Annotated in this window: 16 protein-coding genes; 7 read left to right on the top strand and 9 right to left on the bottom strand. The window is 68.9% G+C overall.

Features of this window, described 5'->3' with window-relative positions; genetic code table 11:
* The first annotated feature begins 5 nt into the window (after positions 1-5).
* From BLT78_RS19410 to BLT78_RS19380, 7 genes are all read left to right on the top strand, one after another.
* Positions 6-647: a TetR family transcriptional regulator gene (locus tag BLT78_RS19410; RefSeq protein ID WP_090351530.1), complete on the top strand. Its 642-nt coding sequence runs from the start codon at positions 6-8 to the stop codon at positions 645-647.
* A gap of 146 nt (positions 648-793) precedes the next feature.
* Positions 794-1144: a YajD family HNH nuclease gene (locus BLT78_RS19405; RefSeq protein ID WP_090351529.1), complete on the top strand. Its 351-nt coding sequence runs from the start codon at positions 794-796 to the stop codon at positions 1142-1144.
* A 145-nt stretch (positions 1145-1289) separates the two neighbouring features.
* Positions 1290-1970 carry a UPF0149 family protein gene (locus BLT78_RS19400; protein ID WP_090351527.1) on the top strand — a complete coding sequence of 227 codons (681 nt, stop codon included), beginning with the start codon at positions 1290-1292 and terminating at the stop codon, positions 1968-1970.
* Between the two features lie 282 nt (positions 1971-2252).
* Positions 2253-2624 (top strand): histone-like nucleoid-structuring protein, MvaT/MvaU family, encoded by a 372-nt coding sequence (locus BLT78_RS19395; protein WP_090351525.1) that lies wholly within the window; start codon positions 2253-2255, stop codon positions 2622-2624.
* 150 nt (positions 2625-2774) lie between these two features.
* On the top strand, positions 2775-3959 hold the full coding sequence (locus BLT78_RS19390) for an efflux RND transporter periplasmic adaptor subunit (protein ID WP_231975657.1): 1185 nt from the start codon (positions 2775-2777) through the stop codon (positions 3957-3959).
* Between the two features lie 4 nt (positions 3960-3963).
* Complete coding sequence (locus BLT78_RS19385; RefSeq protein ID WP_090351524.1) at positions 3964-5184, top strand: ABC transporter permease; 1221 nt, start codon at positions 3964-3966, stop codon at positions 5182-5184.
* Positions 5177-5890, top strand: coding sequence for an ABC transporter ATP-binding protein (locus BLT78_RS19380; RefSeq protein WP_090351523.1), 714 nt, complete (start codon positions 5177-5179; stop codon positions 5888-5890). The genes BLT78_RS19385 and BLT78_RS19380 overlap by 8 nt, the downstream gene beginning before the upstream one ends.
* A 42-nt stretch (positions 5891-5932) precedes the next feature.
* Here BLT78_RS19380 and BLT78_RS19375 read toward each other — a convergent pair whose 3' ends face one another.
* The 9 genes from BLT78_RS19375 to BLT78_RS19335 form a co-directional block, all read right to left on the bottom strand.
* Complete coding sequence (locus BLT78_RS19375) at positions 5933-7351, bottom strand: homospermidine synthase (RefSeq protein ID WP_197673125.1); 1419 nt, start codon at positions 7349-7351, stop codon at positions 5933-5935.
* Positions 7352-7448: 97 nt separating this feature from the next.
* A complete protein-coding gene (locus BLT78_RS19370; protein ID WP_090351521.1) occupies positions 7449-8381 on the bottom strand; it encodes an FAD-binding protein in 933 nt (310 codons plus the stop codon).
* Positions 8381-9130 carry an electron transfer flavoprotein subunit beta/FixA family protein gene (locus BLT78_RS19365; protein ID WP_090351519.1) on the bottom strand — a complete coding sequence of 250 codons (750 nt, stop codon included), beginning with the start codon at positions 9128-9130 and terminating at the stop codon, positions 8381-8383. The genes BLT78_RS19370 and BLT78_RS19365 overlap by 1 nt, the downstream gene beginning before the upstream one ends.
* Before the next feature lie 14 nt (positions 9131-9144).
* A complete protein-coding gene (locus BLT78_RS19360) occupies positions 9145-10152 on the bottom strand; it encodes a branched-chain amino acid ABC transporter permease (RefSeq protein ID WP_090351518.1) in 1008 nt (335 codons plus the stop codon).
* A 2-nt stretch (positions 10153-10154) separates the two neighbouring features.
* Positions 10155-11042 carry a branched-chain amino acid ABC transporter permease gene (locus tag BLT78_RS19355; protein WP_090351517.1) on the bottom strand — a complete coding sequence of 296 codons (888 nt, stop codon included), beginning with the start codon at positions 11040-11042 and terminating at the stop codon, positions 10155-10157.
* Positions 11043-11136: 94 nt separating this feature from the next.
* A complete protein-coding gene (locus tag BLT78_RS19350; RefSeq protein ID WP_090351516.1) occupies positions 11137-12360 on the bottom strand; it encodes an ABC transporter substrate-binding protein in 1224 nt (407 codons plus the stop codon).
* 132 nt (positions 12361-12492) lie between these two features.
* The gene (locus tag BLT78_RS19345; protein WP_090351514.1) at positions 12493-13215 is read right to left on the bottom strand and encodes an ABC transporter ATP-binding protein; all 723 of its coding nucleotides are present in this window, start codon (positions 13213-13215) and stop codon (positions 12493-12495) included.
* Positions 13212-13985, bottom strand: a complete 774-nt coding sequence (locus tag BLT78_RS19340) for an ABC transporter ATP-binding protein (protein WP_090351513.1) — start codon at positions 13983-13985, stop codon at positions 13212-13214. Before BLT78_RS19340 ends, BLT78_RS19345 begins: the two co-directional genes overlap by 4 nt.
* 131 nt (positions 13986-14116) lie before the next feature.
* Positions 14117-14710, bottom strand: coding sequence for a peroxidase-related enzyme (locus BLT78_RS19335; RefSeq protein ID WP_090351511.1), 594 nt, complete (start codon positions 14708-14710; stop codon positions 14117-14119).
* Positions 14711-14724: the final 14 nt, after the last annotated feature.

Raw genomic sequence — 14724 nt, 5'->3', positions numbered from 1 at the left:
CCCGCATGGCCCGCAGAACCAAAGAAGAAGCCGCCGCCACCCGGCAACAGATCCTCGACAGCGCCGAGCGCGTGTTCGCCGCCAAGGGTGTCGCCCACACCACCATGGCCGACATCGCCGCCGACGCCGGGGTGTCGCGCGGCGCGGTGTACTGGCACTTCACCAGCAAGGCCGACGTATTCAACGCCATGCTCACCCGCCAGCACGACGCCAACAAGGTGGTCTGCGCCGCCGCGCGCGACCCCGAGGAATGCGACCCGCTGGGGCAGATCCGCAACATTCTCGTGCACTTCCTGTGCAAGACGGTGCACGACCCGCAGCAGCGCCGGGTCAACGAGATCTTCCACCACAAGTGCGAACTGGCCGGCGATCAGGAAAGCCTGCGCGAGCAGCTGCAGGCCACCGGCGACGAGATCGACCGCGACATTGCCCTGTCGCTGCGCAACGCCATCAGCCGCGGCCAGCTGCCCGCCGACCTCGATCTGACCCGCGCAGCCATCGGCATGCACGCCTACATCCACGGCCTGATCAACAACTGGCTGCTGCGCCCGGACAGCTTCGCCCTTGACCGCGAGGCCGGCGCGCTGGTCGACGCGCTGCTCGACATGCTGCGCTACAGCCCGGCGCTGCGCCTGCCGGCGGCCTAGGCTCCGGCGCTCGGGCCGCCGCCTCGCACATGCCCCAGCATCCGCCGCGCGCCTCTTGCCTGCCCGCGGCACATGGCCAACACTCGCACAAACGGTGACGCACAGCGGCGCCACCCCGTTCAACCAGCGAGAATGCGAGAACCACCATGGCCGACAGAACAGGCAGCAGCGCCAGCTACAGGCAGCGCGAGGCGGGCTACCGGGACAAGGCACTGAAGATGTATCCCTGGGTATGCGGACGCTGCGCCCGGGAATTCACCTATTCCAATCTGAGCCAGCTCACCGTCCACCATATCGACCACAACCACGACAACAATCCGGCCGACGGCAGCAACTGGGAGTTGCTCTGCCTGTATTGCCACGACCATGAACACTCCAAGTATTCGATCTACAACGGCGACAACGGCAGCGCGGTGATTCCCGGCGAGAAATCGCCGCAGGTCAAGCACAACCCCTTCGCCAATCTGAAGGCGATGCTCGACAAGCAGCAGGAATAATCGCCTGCCCGCCCCGGGCGAGCCGGCGTGTGCCCGCCGGTCGCCCGCCTGCCGCCTGGCCGGTCATTGTTGCGCACAGAATCCCTCCCGGCGGGCAGGCCTGTTAATATCCGCCCCCCCGCCCCATTAGCGCAGGACATTCCCCATGCAAGAGCTCGAAAAACCCCTCGACGAGGCGGAAATCGATCAGTTGAACGAACTGCTGTTCAGCTATTCGGAAAAGGCCGAACAGGAACACGGCAAGGACGGCGAAGATATCGACTGCGTATTCAGCGTGTCCGAACTGGACGGCTACCTTACCGCGGTACTCACCGGTCTCAATCCGATTTCGCCGTCGGAATGGCTGCCGGCACTGTGGCGCGGCAAGTTGCCGAAGTTCGAGTCGGAAGCCGAACTGCAACAACTCACCGACCTGCTGATGCGCCACATGAACAGCCTGGCCAACAGCCTGTTCGACAATCCGGACAGCTTCGCGCCCATCTACGAGGTGGGTGACAGCGAGGACGAAGTCCTGGTCGACGAATGGTGCTACGGCTACATGCGCGGCGTGGAGCTGCGCGACCGCGATTGGCAGGCCCTGCGCGACGCCCAGCCGGAACTGCTGCTGCCGTTCATGCTGCTCAGCGGCGCCTTCTCGCTGGACGACGGCGAGGAAGCCAGCGAGGACGACCTCGCGCAGATGCGCGACAGCCTGCCCGACCTGGTATTCGCCATTCGCGACTTCTGGATGGCCGAAGCGGAAAAGCCCAAGGCACCGAAGACCGGCCGCAACGATCCCTGCCCGTGCGGCAGTGGCAAGAAGTTCAAGCAGTGCTGCCTGCATTGACGCACAGCTAAGGCTGCCTGCGCAGGCAATCGAACTGCATTCCGCCGCCCCTGCACTCCAGACGGGACAAGGGGGCGCGTGGAATTGCACTAATCGTGGCCGGCGCACTTCACCGACGCCGCCACAGATATTATTCGCTATTATTGAAACTGTTGACGGCCGCCAGCCGTCCCTATAAAAAGCAGACCCTCATCCGCAGCAGAAATAAGCGCAGGGATTGCGAGAATTTCGCTTATCCGGATTTTCTTATTGCAGACCCACCTCTTCTCTCGGAGAAACCCGATGTCCAAACTGTTGGAATTCCGCAAGGCCGAACAGGCGCTCAGGGAACAACTGGCGCGCCTGGAATCGCTCAAGCACGATCAGGAACTCAAGCGCGAAATGGAGTTCGAGGACAAACTCAAGGCGCTGCTGCAAGAGTACGGCTACCGACTGCAGAACATCGTCGACATCCTCGACCCGCAGCCGCTCCACATTCCCGAGCTGGACGTCCTGGAACAGGACAGTGGCCGCCGCGTGCGCAGGCTGCAGGTGTGGAAGAACCCGATCACCGGCGAAGTGCTGGAAACCAAGAGCGGCAACAACAAGACCCTCAAGGCCTGGAAGGAAGAGTACGGCGAGCAGTTCGTCTCGACCTGGCTGCAGAAGGACTGAGCGCCGCGGCCGGGCGCGCCCATGCCCCGGCGTGGACGCGCGCTCGCCCCGCACCGCACCGCCGGTGACGCTGCCCCGGTAGCCTGCCGCCGGCTTTTCTCGCACACTCCTGCCATTGCCCTCCGCCCCGGCTCCATCAGGGAGTGATTCGTGTCCGCCCCTCTTCGCCTGCGTCCCGCCTTCCTCCTGTTTCTGTTGCCGCTCGCCCTGCTGCTGTGGCTGGGCTGGCGCGCCTGGCAAGGCCCCCTGCTGCCCGGCTACCGCCTGGAGATGCGCCCGCTGGTGCAGCGCGTGGTGGCCAGCGGCGAGGTCAGCAGCCAGTCGCTGGCGCGCGTCGGCAGCGAGCTGACCGGGGTGGTCAAGGCCCGCCACGTGCGCGAGGGCGACAGCGTCGAGCCGGGCCAGCTGCTGCTCGAACTCGACGATACCGAGCAGCAGGCGCGCCTGCGCGAGGCCGAGGCGGCGCTGCGCCAGCTGATCGACTCCGAGCGTCCGCAGGCGCTGGCCACCCTGCGCGAGACGGAAAGCCTGCTGGCGCGCGCCAGCCGCGAGCGCGAGCGACGCGACGCGCTGTTCGACCGCCAGCTGCTGTCCGCCGAGGTGCGCGACCAGTCGCGTCACGCCGAAACGGTGGCGCGCGCCGCCCGCGCCCGCGCGCGCCTCAACGTCAGCACCCTGGCGGTGGGCGGTACCGCCGAGCAGCAGCTGCGCCAGCGCCTCGAGCAGGCGCGCAGCGCCCTGGCCAAGACCCGGATCGTCGCCCAGTTCGCCGGCAGCGTGCAGATCCGCAACGTCGAACCGGGCGACCTGGTGCGCCCCGGCGACACCCTGCTGGAGATCGCCCGCCGCGACAGCCGCGAGATCCTCCTGCCGCTGGACGAGAAGAACCTCGCCCCGCTGCAGCACGGCCAGAGCGCCCAGGTGGTCGCCGACGCCTTTCCCGAGCGGGTGCTGGCCGCCCGCGTCAGCTACCTGGCGCCGGCGGTGGACCCGGCGCGCGGCACCCTCGACGTGCACCTCGACCTGGTCGAGCCGGCCGACTTCCTGCGCCAGGGCATGACCGTCTCGGTGAGCATCGAGACCGCGCGCCGCGAACGTGCGCTGGTGATCGCCAACGATGCCCTGCAGGCCGTCGCCGGCCAGCACGCCGAGGTGCTGCGCGTGCAGGGCGGCAAGGTCGAGCGCGTGGCGGTGCGTCTGGGCCTGCGCGGCACCAGCCTCAGCGAGGTGGTCGAGGGCCTGGCCGCGGGCGATGCGGTGCTGGTCGACGACGCCGAGCCCGGCCAGCGCGTGCGCCTGCGCGAGCAGCCGCTGCCGGCCGGCGTGACGGAGTGAGGCCATGCGCCTGATCGACACGCAGTGGATCGAGTGGAAGATCGCCATGCGCTTCCTCGCCGATAACCGCCTGCAGAGCCTGCTGATCATCGTCGGCATCGCCGTCGGCTCGGCGGTGATCGTGTTCATCACCGCGCTGATCACCGGCCTGCAGGCCAACGTCATCGAACGCACCCTCGGCACCCAGGCGCACATCCGCATCCTGCCGCCGGACGAGGTCAACCGCGTGCCGCCGCCGCAAGGTGGCGCGCTGGCCCTCGACCTGGCCAGCCCGCGCGCCCAGCGCCTGCGCACCATCGTCAACTGGCCCGACGTGCGCGACGCCCTCGACCAGCAGCCGCAGCTGCGCGCGGTGTCGCCGCTGATCAGCGGCCCGGCCATCGCCCGCCGCGGCGTGGCGCGCGCCTCGGTGGCCCTGCTCGGCATCGACCCGGCGCGCTACCAGCGCATCATCCCCATCGAACCGCACCTGGTCGCCGGCAGCTTCCACGTCGAGGCCGGACATGCGGTGATCGGCAAGGAACTGGCAGAGGACCTCGGCCTCGGCATCGGCGACAAGCTGCGCCTGGACGCCGGCGAGGGCCGCGAGGCGGTGGTCGACGTGTCCGGGATCTTCGAACTGGAGGTGCGCGAGCTGGACGCGCGCTACGTCTACCTCGACCTCAAGCAGGCGCAGACCCTGCTCGACCTGCCCGGCGGGGTGACGGTGATCGAGACCGCGGTGCAGCAGATCTTCCAGGCCGAGGCCATCGCCGAGCGCCTGGCGCGCCTGACCGGGCTCAAGGCGGAGAGCTGGATGGCCACCAACGGCCAGCTGCTCAACGCGCTGCGCTCGCAGACCATGACCACCCAGATGATCCGCCTGTTCGTCGGCCTGTCGGTGGCCTTCGGCATCGCCAGCGTGCTGGCGGTGAGCGTGGTCCAGCGCACCCGCGAGATCGGCATCCTGCGCGCCATGGGCAGCCCGCGCGGGCAGATCCTGCGCGTGTTCCTGCTGCAGGGCGGCCTGCTCGGCATGGCCGGCTCCGGCCTCGGCGGCCTGGTCGGCTGGTCGCTGGTGCAGGTGTTCAACACCTTCGGCCCCGGCCTGTTCTTCATTCCGGTCGAGCCGACGCTGATCCCGACGGCGATGGCGGTGGCCACCGTCACCGGCGTGCTGGCCGCGGCCATGCCGGCGCGGCGCGCCGCCCGTTACGACCCGGCAGTGGCGATCCGCTATGTCTGACTTCGACCGCGATCAGGAAGTGCTGCGCCTGGCCGGCCTGGGCAAGGCCTACAACCCCGGCACGCCGCTGGAGCAGCAGGTGCTGCACGACATTGACCTGCGCCTGGTGCGCGGCGAGCTGACCGCGCTGATCGGCCCGTCCGGCTCGGGCAAGAGCACCCTGCTCAACGTCATCGGCCTGCTCGACTCGCCCACCGGCGGCGAGCTGTACCTGCTCGGCCAGCCGACCCGCGAACTCGACGACGGCGCACGCACGCGCCTGCGCAACGAGGCGATCGGCTTCGTGTTCCAGTTCCACCACCTGATCCCGGCGTTCAGCGTGCTGGACAACGTGCTGATGCCGCTGATGATCCGTCACGGCAAGCCGCGCGCCGCGGACCGCGAGCTGGCCCTCGAGCTGCTCCACGCGGTCGGCCTGTCCGGCTTCGCCGCCAGCAAGGCCAACCGCATCTCCGGCGGCCAGCAGCAGCGGGTGGCCATCGCCCGCGCGCTGGTAACCCGCCCGGCACTGCTGCTGGCCGACGAGCCGACCGGCAACCTCGACACCAGGACCGCCGAGAGCGTGTTCGAGCTGTTCCGCCGCTTCAACCGCGAGTTCGGCTGCGCCGTGCTGGTGGTCACCCACGACCCGCGCCTGGCGGCCAGCTGCGCGCGCACCGTGCAGCTGGTCGACGGGCGCATCGTCAGCGACCAGGCCAATGCCTGAGCGGGCTCACCGAGGCCCCTCCCATGGTGCGCGCGGCGCACCCTACAGCACGCGGAAGTTCTTGAATTGCCAGGGATCGTCGCTGTCGAGGTCCTCGTCGAACAGCCAGCCGCGGCCCGCGAGCGGGGTCCAGTCGCTGAACACGCCGACCAGATCGCCCAGGTAGGGCCGGCAGAAGTCGAGGATCTCGGCGAAGGGCAGCTCGTCCGGCTCGATCACCCCGCAGGCCGGATTGTCGATCGCCCAGAGCACCCCGGCGGCGACGGCCACCGTCACCTGCAGGCTGGTCGGACTGTTGGCCGGACAGAGCGCGCGTGCCTGGTCGATCGACAGCCGCGACCCGTACCAGTAGGCGCCGAAGCCCTCGCCCATCAGCAGCACGCCGAGTTCGTCGACACCGCTGACCAGGCCGTCGCGCAGCAGGCGACGGCGCGGCTGCAGCCGCCAGTTGCGCCCGGCCAGCTCGTCCAGCGACAGCAGCGTGTCGTCGCACGGCCGGTAGGCGTACAGCACGGTGGGCCGGTACTCGGGCTGCGCGCCCGCGCCCAGGGTGAAGTAGTCGGCGATGGAGATCGACTCGCCGTGGGTGATCAGGAACGCGTGCTGCGGGCCGGCCAGCGGCGTCCAGCTGCGCACCCGGGTGGCCGCGCCCGGCCGCTCCAGGTAGATCGCCGCCCGGCAGCCGTAGCTGTGGCGGCGGCCATCGGCCGGGAAGTGCCGCTCGTGGCCGCCCCAGCCCAGTTCGGCCGGCTGCAGCGCCTCGCTGACGAAGCCGGGCACCGACCAGGTGTTGACGAACTCGTCCGGCACCTTGCGCACGCGATCGACCTGCCAGTCGCGCTCGGCGACATGCACCACGCGCACGCCCAGCTGCTGCGCCAGGCGCGCCCAGCCTTCGCGGCCGGTCGGCGGCGGCAGCGGCGTGCCGGTGTCGGCGGCGACGTTGAGCAGCGCCTGCTTGAGCAGGTGCGAGACCAGCCCGGGATTGGCGCCGTGGGCCAGCACCGCGGTCGGCCCCGGATCGTCCGGCCGGCGCAGGGCCAGCGCCGCCTCGCGCAGGGCGTAGTTGCTGCGCTGCGCCGCCGGCAGGCGGCGGTCGACGTAGCCGCCGGCCCAGGGCTCGATGCAGGCGTCCAGGTACAGGGCGCCGCGCTCGCGGCACAGGTCGATCAGCGCGACGCTGCAGATGTCGACCGTCAGGTTGAGCAGAAAGTCGCCGGGGCCGAGGCGCGGCTCGAGCACCGCCCGGTAATTGCCGGCATCCAGCGCCTGCAGCCGGTAGGGGACGCCGGCCTGCATGGCCTGGTCGAAGCCGGCGGCGTCGGCGGCGAGGATCTCGATCTGCGCCGGGCGGATGGCGAGATGGCGCAGCAGCAGCGGCAGTACCCCCTGACCGATGCAGCCGAAGCCGAGCAGGACGATGCGCCCGGCGTAGTGCTTGCGCAGCTGTGGAATGTCCAATGGCCGTCCCCCTTCCTGGCATGCTGGGCATGCCCCTCAGTATAGGAAGCGAGGGACGGCGTGCCGGTCAGCCGCGCGGCGACCGGCACGCGCCGGCTCAGAGCGTGCGGCCGAGCTCCGGTACCGCCTCGAACAGGTCGGCGACCAGGCCGTAGTCGGCGACCTGGAAGATCGGCGCCTCCTCGTCCTTGTTGATCGCCACGATCACCTTGGAGTCCTTCATGCCGGCCAGGTGCTGGATGGCGCCGCTGATACCGACGGCGATGTACAGCTCGGGCGCGACTATCTTGCCGGTCTGGCCGACCTGCATGTCGTTGGGCACGAAGCCGGCGTCCACCGCGGCGCGCGAGGCGCCGACGGCGGCGCCGAGCTTGTCGGCCACCGCGTAGAGCAGCTGGAAGTTGTCGCCGTTCTGCAGGCCGCGCCCGCCGGAAACCACCACCCGCGCGGCGGTCAGCTCGGGGCGCTCGGACTGCGCCAGCTCGGCACCGACGAAGCACGACAGGCCGTAGTCCTCGCCGCAGGCCAGGGTCTCGATCGCCGCGCTGCCGCCCGTGGCGGCCACCGCGTCGAAGCCGGTGCTGCGCACGCTGATCACCTTGACCGCCGCGCTGGACTGCACGGTGGCGATGGCGTTGCCGGCGTAGATCGGCCGCTGGAAGGTGTCGGCGTCGAGCACCCGGACGATCTCGGAGATCTGCTCGACGTCGAGCAGCGCGGCGACGCGCGGCAGATGGTTCTTGCCGTTACTGGTGGCCGGTGCCAGCACGTGGCTGTAGCCGCCCCGCGCCAGCTCGACGATCAGCGGCGCGAGGTTCTCCGGCAGCTGGTGGGCGTAGGCTGGGGCGTCGGCGAGCAGCACCTTGGCCACGCCGGCGACCTTGGCAGCGGCGTCGGCCACGGAGACGCAGGCGGAACCGGCGACCAGCAGGTGGACATCGCCACCGATCTGTCGTGCCGCGGCCACGGTGTTGAGGGTGGCCGCGGCCAGGGCGACGTTGTTGTGTTCGGCAATGACGAGAATGGCCATCAGATCACCTTCGCTTCGTTCTGCAGTTTCTCGACCAGCTCGGCCACCGACTTGACCTTGATCCCGGCGCTGCGCGCGGCCGGGGCCTCGACCTTGAGCACCCTGACGCTGGAGGCGGTGGACACACCGAGCGCCTCCGGGGTCAGCACCTCCAGCGGCTTCTTCTTGGCCTTCATGATGTTGGGCAAGGAGGCGTAGCGCGGCTCGTTGAGGCGCAGGTCGGTGGTGACGATGGCCGGCAGTTTCAGTGAAACGGTCTGCAGGCCGCCGTCGATCTCGCGGGTGACGCGGGCCTGTCCGCCGGCGATCTCCACCCGGGAGGCGAAGGTGCCCTGGGCGAAGCCGGTCAGCGCGGCGAGCATCTGCCCGGTCTGGTTGTTGTCGCTGTCGATGGCCTGCTTGCCGGTGATGACCAGCTGCGGCTGCTCCCGGTCGACCACCGCCTTGAGCAGCTTGGCCACGGCCAGGGAGTTCAGCTCATCATTGGACTCGACCAGCACGGCGCGGTCGGCGCCGAGGGCCAGCGCGGTGCGCAGCTGCTCCTGGGCGGCGCTGGCGCCGACCGAGACCACCACCACCTCAGAGGCGATGCCCTTTTCCTTGAGGCGCACCGCTTCCTCCACGGCGATCTCGCAGAAGGGATTCATCGCCATCTTGACGTTGGCCAGGTCGACGCCGGAGCCGTCGGCCTTGACGCGGACCTTGACGTTGTAGTCGACCACGCGTTTCACGGTCACGAGGATCTTCATCGGTTACCTCTATCTCACTTGAAGTTGCGGCGGATCAGCTTCTGCACCCAGCCGACGATGCCGGCGCGGAACAGCAGCACGCAGAGCACGAAGATCAGACCGAGGATCACGTGCACCCAGTCGCCCAGCGGGCCGCTGGACAGGTAGCTCTGCAGGGTCACCACCACGCCGGCGCCGACCAGCGGGCCGAGCACGGTGCCGACGCCGCCAAGCAGGGTCATCAGGATCACCTCGCCGGACATGTGCCAGTGCGCGTCGGTCAGCGAGGCGAGCTGGAACACCACGGTCTTGGTCGCTCCGGCCAGGCCCGTGAGGGTGGCGGAGATGACGAAGGCCAGGAGCTTGTGGGCGTCGACGTTGTAGCCGAGCGAGATGGCGCGCGGCTCGTTGTCGCGGATCGCCTTGAGCACCTGGCCGTAGGGCGAGTGGATGGTGCGCTGGATCACCGCGAAGCCGAACAGGAACACCGCCAGCACGAAGTAGTACATCGCCAGGTTGTTCTTCAGATCGATCAGGCCGAACAGCTCGCCGCGCGGCACGCCCTGCAGGCCGTTCTCGCCACCGGTGAACGGCGCCTGCACGTAGACGAAGAACACCAGCTGGGCCAGCGCCAGGGTGATCATGGCGAAGTAGATGCCCTGACGGCGGATCGCCAGCAGGCCGAAGCCGAGGCCGAGGACGCCGGACGCCACGGTGCCGGCGAGGATGCCCAGCTCGGTGGACAGCCCCGAGTACTGGCTGAGCAGGTAGCCGGTGACGTAGCCGCCGGTGGCGAGGAAGGCCGCATGGCCGAACGACAGCAGCCCCGCGTAGCCGAGCAGCAGGTTGAAGGCGCAGGCGAACAGGGCGAAGCACAGCAGCTTCATCAGGAACACCGGGTAGATCGCCAGCGGCGCGACCAGCGCCACGCCGACCAGCGCGGCGCAGAAGCCGAGCTTGCGGCGCCGGGCGGCGCGCCGACGTTCCTGTTCCACGCTCGGCGGCAGCGCGGCGACCGACGGAAGATTCTCGAGAGTCGACATGCTCATGCCTCCTTGCCGAACAGACCCGCCGGACGCACCAGCAGGACGATGACCATGACCAGGAACACCACGGTGCTGGCCGCCTGGGGATAGAACACCTTGGTCAGGCCCTCGATCAGGCCCATGGCCAGACCGGTGACGATGGCGCCCATGATCGAGCCCATGCCGCCGATCACCACCACGGCGAACACCACGATCAAGAGGTTGGCGCCCATGGTCGGGCTGACCGGATAGATGGGCGCGGCGAGCACCCCGGCGAAGGCGGCCAGGGCCACACCGTAGCCGTAGGTCAGGGTGATCAGCAGCGGCACGTTGATGCCGAAGGCCTGCATCAGCTTGGGGTTCTCGGTGCCGGCGCGCAGGTAGGAGCCTAGACGGGTGCGCTCGATCATGTACCAGGTGACCAGGCACACCACCAGCGCGGCCACCACCACCCAGGCGCGGTAGGTCGGCAGGAACATGAAGCCGAGGTTGACGCCGCCCTTGAGCAGGTCGGGGGTCGGGTAGGAGGCGCCGGAGACGCCGAACAGCTTGACGAAGCAGCCCTCGAGGATCAGCGCCAGACCGAAGGTCAGCAGCAGGCCGTAGAGGTGGTCCTCGCCGGCGATGCGGCGCAGCAGGTTGCGCTCGATGGCCATGCCGATGGCGCCGACCAGGAGCGGCGACAGCACCAGCGCCACCCAGTAGTTGACGCCCAGGTAGTTGAGGCCGAGCAGCGCGGCGAAGGCGCCGAGCATGTACAGCGCGCCGTGGGCGAAGTTGATGATGCGCAGCAGGCCGAAGATGATCGCCAGGCCCAGGCTGAGCAGCGCGTAGAAGGCGCCGTTGATCAGGCCGAGCAGCAGCTGGCCGAGCAGCACGCTCAGGGGAATACCGAATACGAGAGTCATGAGTCACCACCCACAGGAAGTCCGCGACACCCGGCCGCGCGGGCCGGGTGGATGGCTCGCCCCCGCGCCACGCGGCGCGGGAGCCGGCGGTCGATCAGTTCTGCGCCACCTTGCCGACCAGCTTGCACTGGCTCTCGGCCAGCGGGCGGTAGGCCTGCTCGCCGGGGATGGTGCTGACGATCTTGTACAGGTCCCACTCGCCCTTGGACTCGGCCGGGGTCTTCACCTGCACCAGGTACATGTCGTGGACCATGCGGCCGTCCTCGCGGATCTTGCCGCCCTTGGCGAACATGTCGTTGACCGGGGTGGCGGCCATCTGCGCGCGCACGGTCTTGGTGTCGTCGCTGCCGGTGGCCTTGACCGCGTTCAGGTAGTGCATGGTCGCCGAGTAGACGCCGGCCTGGGCCATGCTCGGCATGCGGCCGAAGCGCTCGAAGTAGCGCTTGGCCCAGGCGCGGGTCTCGTCGTTCATGTCCCAGTACCAGCCGGTGGTCAGCATCAGGCCCTGGGTGACCTCCAGGCCCATGGCGTGGATGTCGTTGAGGAACACCACCATGCCGGCCAGCTTCTGCCCGGCCTGGGTGACGCCGAACTGGCTGGCGGTCTTCAGCGCGTTGACGGTGTCGGCGCCGGCGTTGGCCAGGGCGATCACCTGGGCGCCGGAGCCCTGCGCCTGCAGCACGTAGGAGGAGAAGTCCTGGCTGGGGAACGGATGGCGCACCGAGCCGAGCACCTCGCCGCCGCCCTCCTTGACCACCTTGGTGATGTCGGCCTCCATGGCGTGGCCGAAGGCGTAGTCGGCGGTCAGCATGTACCAGCTCTTGCCGCCCTGCCCCATCACCGCCTTGGCGGTGCCGTTGGCCAGCGCGTAGGTGTCGTAGGTCCAGTGGATGTGGTTGGGCGAGCAGTACTCGTTGGTGATGCTCGAGGAGGCCGCGCCGGAGATCAGCGCCAGCTTGTCGGCCTGCTCGACCACCTTGGCCGCGGCCAGCACCACCGAGGTGGCGACCAGGCCGGTCACCATGTCGACGTTTTTCTCGTCGACCCACTGGCGCACGGTGTTGGCGCCGACGTCCGGCTTGTTGAGGTCGTCGGCGTTGAAGATGACGATCTTCTTGCCGTCGACGCTGCCGCCGAAGTCTTCGACGGCCATCTTCAGCGCCTCCAGGCCGCCCGGGCCGGCGAGATCGCGGTAGGTGCCGGACATGTCGGCCAGGTAGCCGATGCGGATTTCGTCGTTGCTGATCGACGCCTGGGCAGTGCCGGCGATCAGGCTGGAGACGAGGATGGCGCTAGCAGTCTTCTGGAACAGCTTCATGGTATGTACCCACTGTGCTCGGTTTTTGTTGTTGTACAGATCGACCAGGTGTTGCGCGGCCCGCGGGCGGCCCGGACGGCGCGGTGGAGCCGCGCCGCCGCGAGTCGCTCGCGGGGTGTTACGGGTTCGCTGTCACACGCCGAGGCAGGCGTTGAGCATTTCCTTGCGCGCCGGCAGCTCGGCGGCGCTGATCTCCTCGACGATCTGGCCGTGCTCCATCAGGTAGTGACGGTCGGCCAGCGGTGCGGCGAAGCGGAAGTTCTGCTCGACCAGGACGATGGTCAGGCCCTTGTCCTTGAGCTTGAGCAGCACCTCGCCGAGCTTCTGCACGATCACCGGGGCGAGGCCCTCGGTGATCTCGTCGAGCAGCAGCAGGTTGGCGCCGGTGCGCAGGATGCGCGCCATGGCCAGCATCTGCTGCTCGCCGCCGGACAGCCGGGTGCCCTGGCTGAAGCGCCGCTCGTAGAGGTTGGGGAACATCTCGTAGATCTCGTCGAGGCCCATGCCGCCGCTGCGCACGGTGGGCGGCAGCAGCAGGTTCTCCTCGACGTTGAGGCTGGCGAAGATGCCGCGCTCCTCCGGGCAGTAGCCGACGCCCAGGCGCGGGATCAGGTGCGCGGCGCTGCCGATGGTCTCGTTGCCGTTGATCATGATCGAGCCGGTGCGCCGGCCGACCAGGTTCATGATCGCGCGCAGGGTGGTGGTGCGCCCGGCACCGTTGCGGCCGAGCAGGGTCACCAGCTCGCCGCGGCGCACCAGCATGTCGATGCCGTGGAGGATGTGCGACTCGCCGTAGAAGGCGTGCAGGTCGCTGATGCGCAGCTGTTCGAAATCGGGGGTGTGCAGGCTGGTCATGCGTGGGACTCCTCGGCGGCGGCCTCGCTACCGAGGTACGCCTCGCGCACCTGCGGGTTGGCGGAGACGCTGGCGTAGTCGCCCTCGGCGAGGATCGAACCGCGCGCCAGCACGGTGAGGCGGTCGCACAGGCGGCTGACCACGCTGAGGTTGTGCTCGACCATCACCACGGTGCGGCCGACCGCGGCGCGGCGCACCAGGTCGACCACCATGTCGACGTCCTCGTGGCCCATGCCCTGGGTCGGCTCGTCGAGCAGCAGCACCTTGGGCTCCAGCGCCAGGGTGGTGGCCAGCTCGAGGGCGCGCTTGCGGCCGTAGGGCAGCTCGATGGTCAGGGTATCGGCGAAGGACAGCAGGTCGACCTCGGCGAGCAGCTGCTCGGCGCGCTCGTTGAGCGCGTCCAGGCAGCGCGCCGGCTTCCAGAAGTGGAAGGAGTTGCCCTCGCGCTGCTGCAGGGCCACGCGCACGTTGTCGCGCACGCTCATGTGGCCGAACACCGCGGAGATCTGGAACGAGCGCACCAGCCCCAGGCGGGCGATCTCGTTGGGCTTCATGCCGGTGATCGGCTTGCCGTAGTAGAGGATCTCGCCGCGGGTCGGGGTGAGGAACTTGGTGAGCAGGTTGAATACGGTGGTCTTGCCGGCCCCGTTGGGACCGATCAGCGCGTGGATGTGGCCCTTCTGCACACGCAGATCGACCGAGTCGACCGCGGTGAAGCCGCGGAATTCCTTGGTCAGGCCGCGAGTTTCCAGCACGAACTCTGGTGCCATGGGGTGCCCTCTAACCTTGATTGTTTTTGTTGGATGAGGCGCAGGCCGGGGAGGCCTTGACGTTTACGTTAACAGCATCAGGAAGCGCCCGGCAAGCATCTCGCCTACGCCTTTAGTGCAGTGCAGCGTGATCAGCTGCGCGATTCGCGCGGCAGCCGGCCCATCAGGTAGAACTCGGGATTCGGCGGGGTGCCGGCCAGCGACACCAGACGGTTGGACAGGCTGAAGAAGGCGGCGATGGCACCGATGTCCCAGATGTCGTCGTGGCTGAAGCCGACCGCCTCGAGGCGCTGCTGCCAGGCGTCGTCGAGCACGCCGTGGTCGAAGGAGAGGTGCAGGGCGAAGTCGAGCATCACCCGCTGGCGCGCGCCGATGGGCGCGGTACGGTGGTTGATGGCGAGCTGGTCGGCCAGCTCCGGCTGCTTGCTGCGGATGCGCAGCACCGCGCCGTGCGCCACCACGCAGTACAGGCAGCCGTGGCGGGCGCTGGTGGCGACCACGATCATCTCCTTCTCGGCGATGCTCAGGGTGTCCGACTCGCGCTCCATCAGCGCATCGTGGTAGGCGAAGAAGGCGCGGAACTCGTCGGGGCGGTGCGCCAGCATGAGGAACACGTTGGGCACGAAGCCGGCCTTGTCCTGCACGGCGAGGATGCGCTCGCGCAGGTCCTGCGGCAGCGCGTCGAGGGTCTCGGGAACGGGGAAGCGGCTGATCGGGGCGGTCATGCAATGGTCCTTCA

Origin of the sequence: Pseudomonas oryzae (assembly GCF_900104805.1) — a bacterium.
In the GTDB taxonomy this organism is placed as follows: domain Bacteria; phylum Pseudomonadota; class Gammaproteobacteria; order Pseudomonadales; family Pseudomonadaceae; genus Geopseudomonas; species Geopseudomonas oryzae.
The sequence above is the reverse complement of the archived record's forward strand: the minus strand, read 5'-3'. Positions and strand labels throughout refer to the sequence as shown.

Bases quoted from the DNA above. Each gene is read 5' to 3' on its own strand.
- BLT78_RS19410 (WP_090351530.1), top strand. From the start codon at position 6: ATGGCCCGCAGAACCAAAGAAGAAGCCGCCGCCACCCGGCAACAGATC.
- BLT78_RS19405 (WP_090351529.1), top strand. From the start codon at position 794: ATGGCCGACAGAACAGGCAGCAGCGCCAGCTACAGGCAGCGCGAGGCG.
- BLT78_RS19400 (WP_090351527.1), top strand. From the start codon at position 1,290: ATGCAAGAGCTCGAAAAACCCCTCGACGAGGCGGAAATCGATCAGTTG.
- BLT78_RS19395 (WP_090351525.1), top strand. From the start codon at position 2,253: ATGTCCAAACTGTTGGAATTCCGCAAGGCCGAACAGGCGCTCAGGGAA.
- BLT78_RS19385 (WP_090351524.1), top strand. From the start codon at position 3,964: ATGCGCCTGATCGACACGCAGTGGATCGAGTGGAAGATCGCCATGCGC.
- BLT78_RS19380 (WP_090351523.1), top strand. From the start codon at position 5,177: ATGTCTGACTTCGACCGCGATCAGGAAGTGCTGCGCCTGGCCGGCCTG.
- BLT78_RS19370 (WP_090351521.1), bottom strand. From the start codon at position 8,381: ATGGCCATTCTCGTCATTGCCGAACACAACAACGTCGCCCTGGCCGCG.
- BLT78_RS19365 (WP_090351519.1), bottom strand. From the start codon at position 9,130: ATGAAGATCCTCGTGACCGTGAAACGCGTGGTCGACTACAACGTCAAG.
- BLT78_RS19360 (WP_090351518.1), bottom strand. From the start codon at position 10,152: ATGTCGACTCTCGAGAATCTTCCGTCGGTCGCCGCGCTGCCGCCGAGC.
- BLT78_RS19355 (WP_090351517.1), bottom strand. From the start codon at position 11,042: ATGACTCTCGTATTCGGTATTCCCCTGAGCGTGCTGCTCGGCCAGCTG.
- BLT78_RS19350 (WP_090351516.1), bottom strand. From the start codon at position 12,360: ATGAAGCTGTTCCAGAAGACTGCTAGCGCCATCCTCGTCTCCAGCCTG.
- BLT78_RS19345 (WP_090351514.1), bottom strand. From the start codon at position 13,215: ATGACCAGCCTGCACACCCCCGATTTCGAACAGCTGCGCATCAGCGAC.
- BLT78_RS19340 (WP_090351513.1), bottom strand. From the start codon at position 13,985: ATGGCACCAGAGTTCGTGCTGGAAACTCGCGGCCTGACCAAGGAATTC.
- BLT78_RS19335 (WP_090351511.1), bottom strand. From the start codon at position 14,710: ATGACCGCCCCGATCAGCCGCTTCCCCGTTCCCGAGACCCTCGACGCG.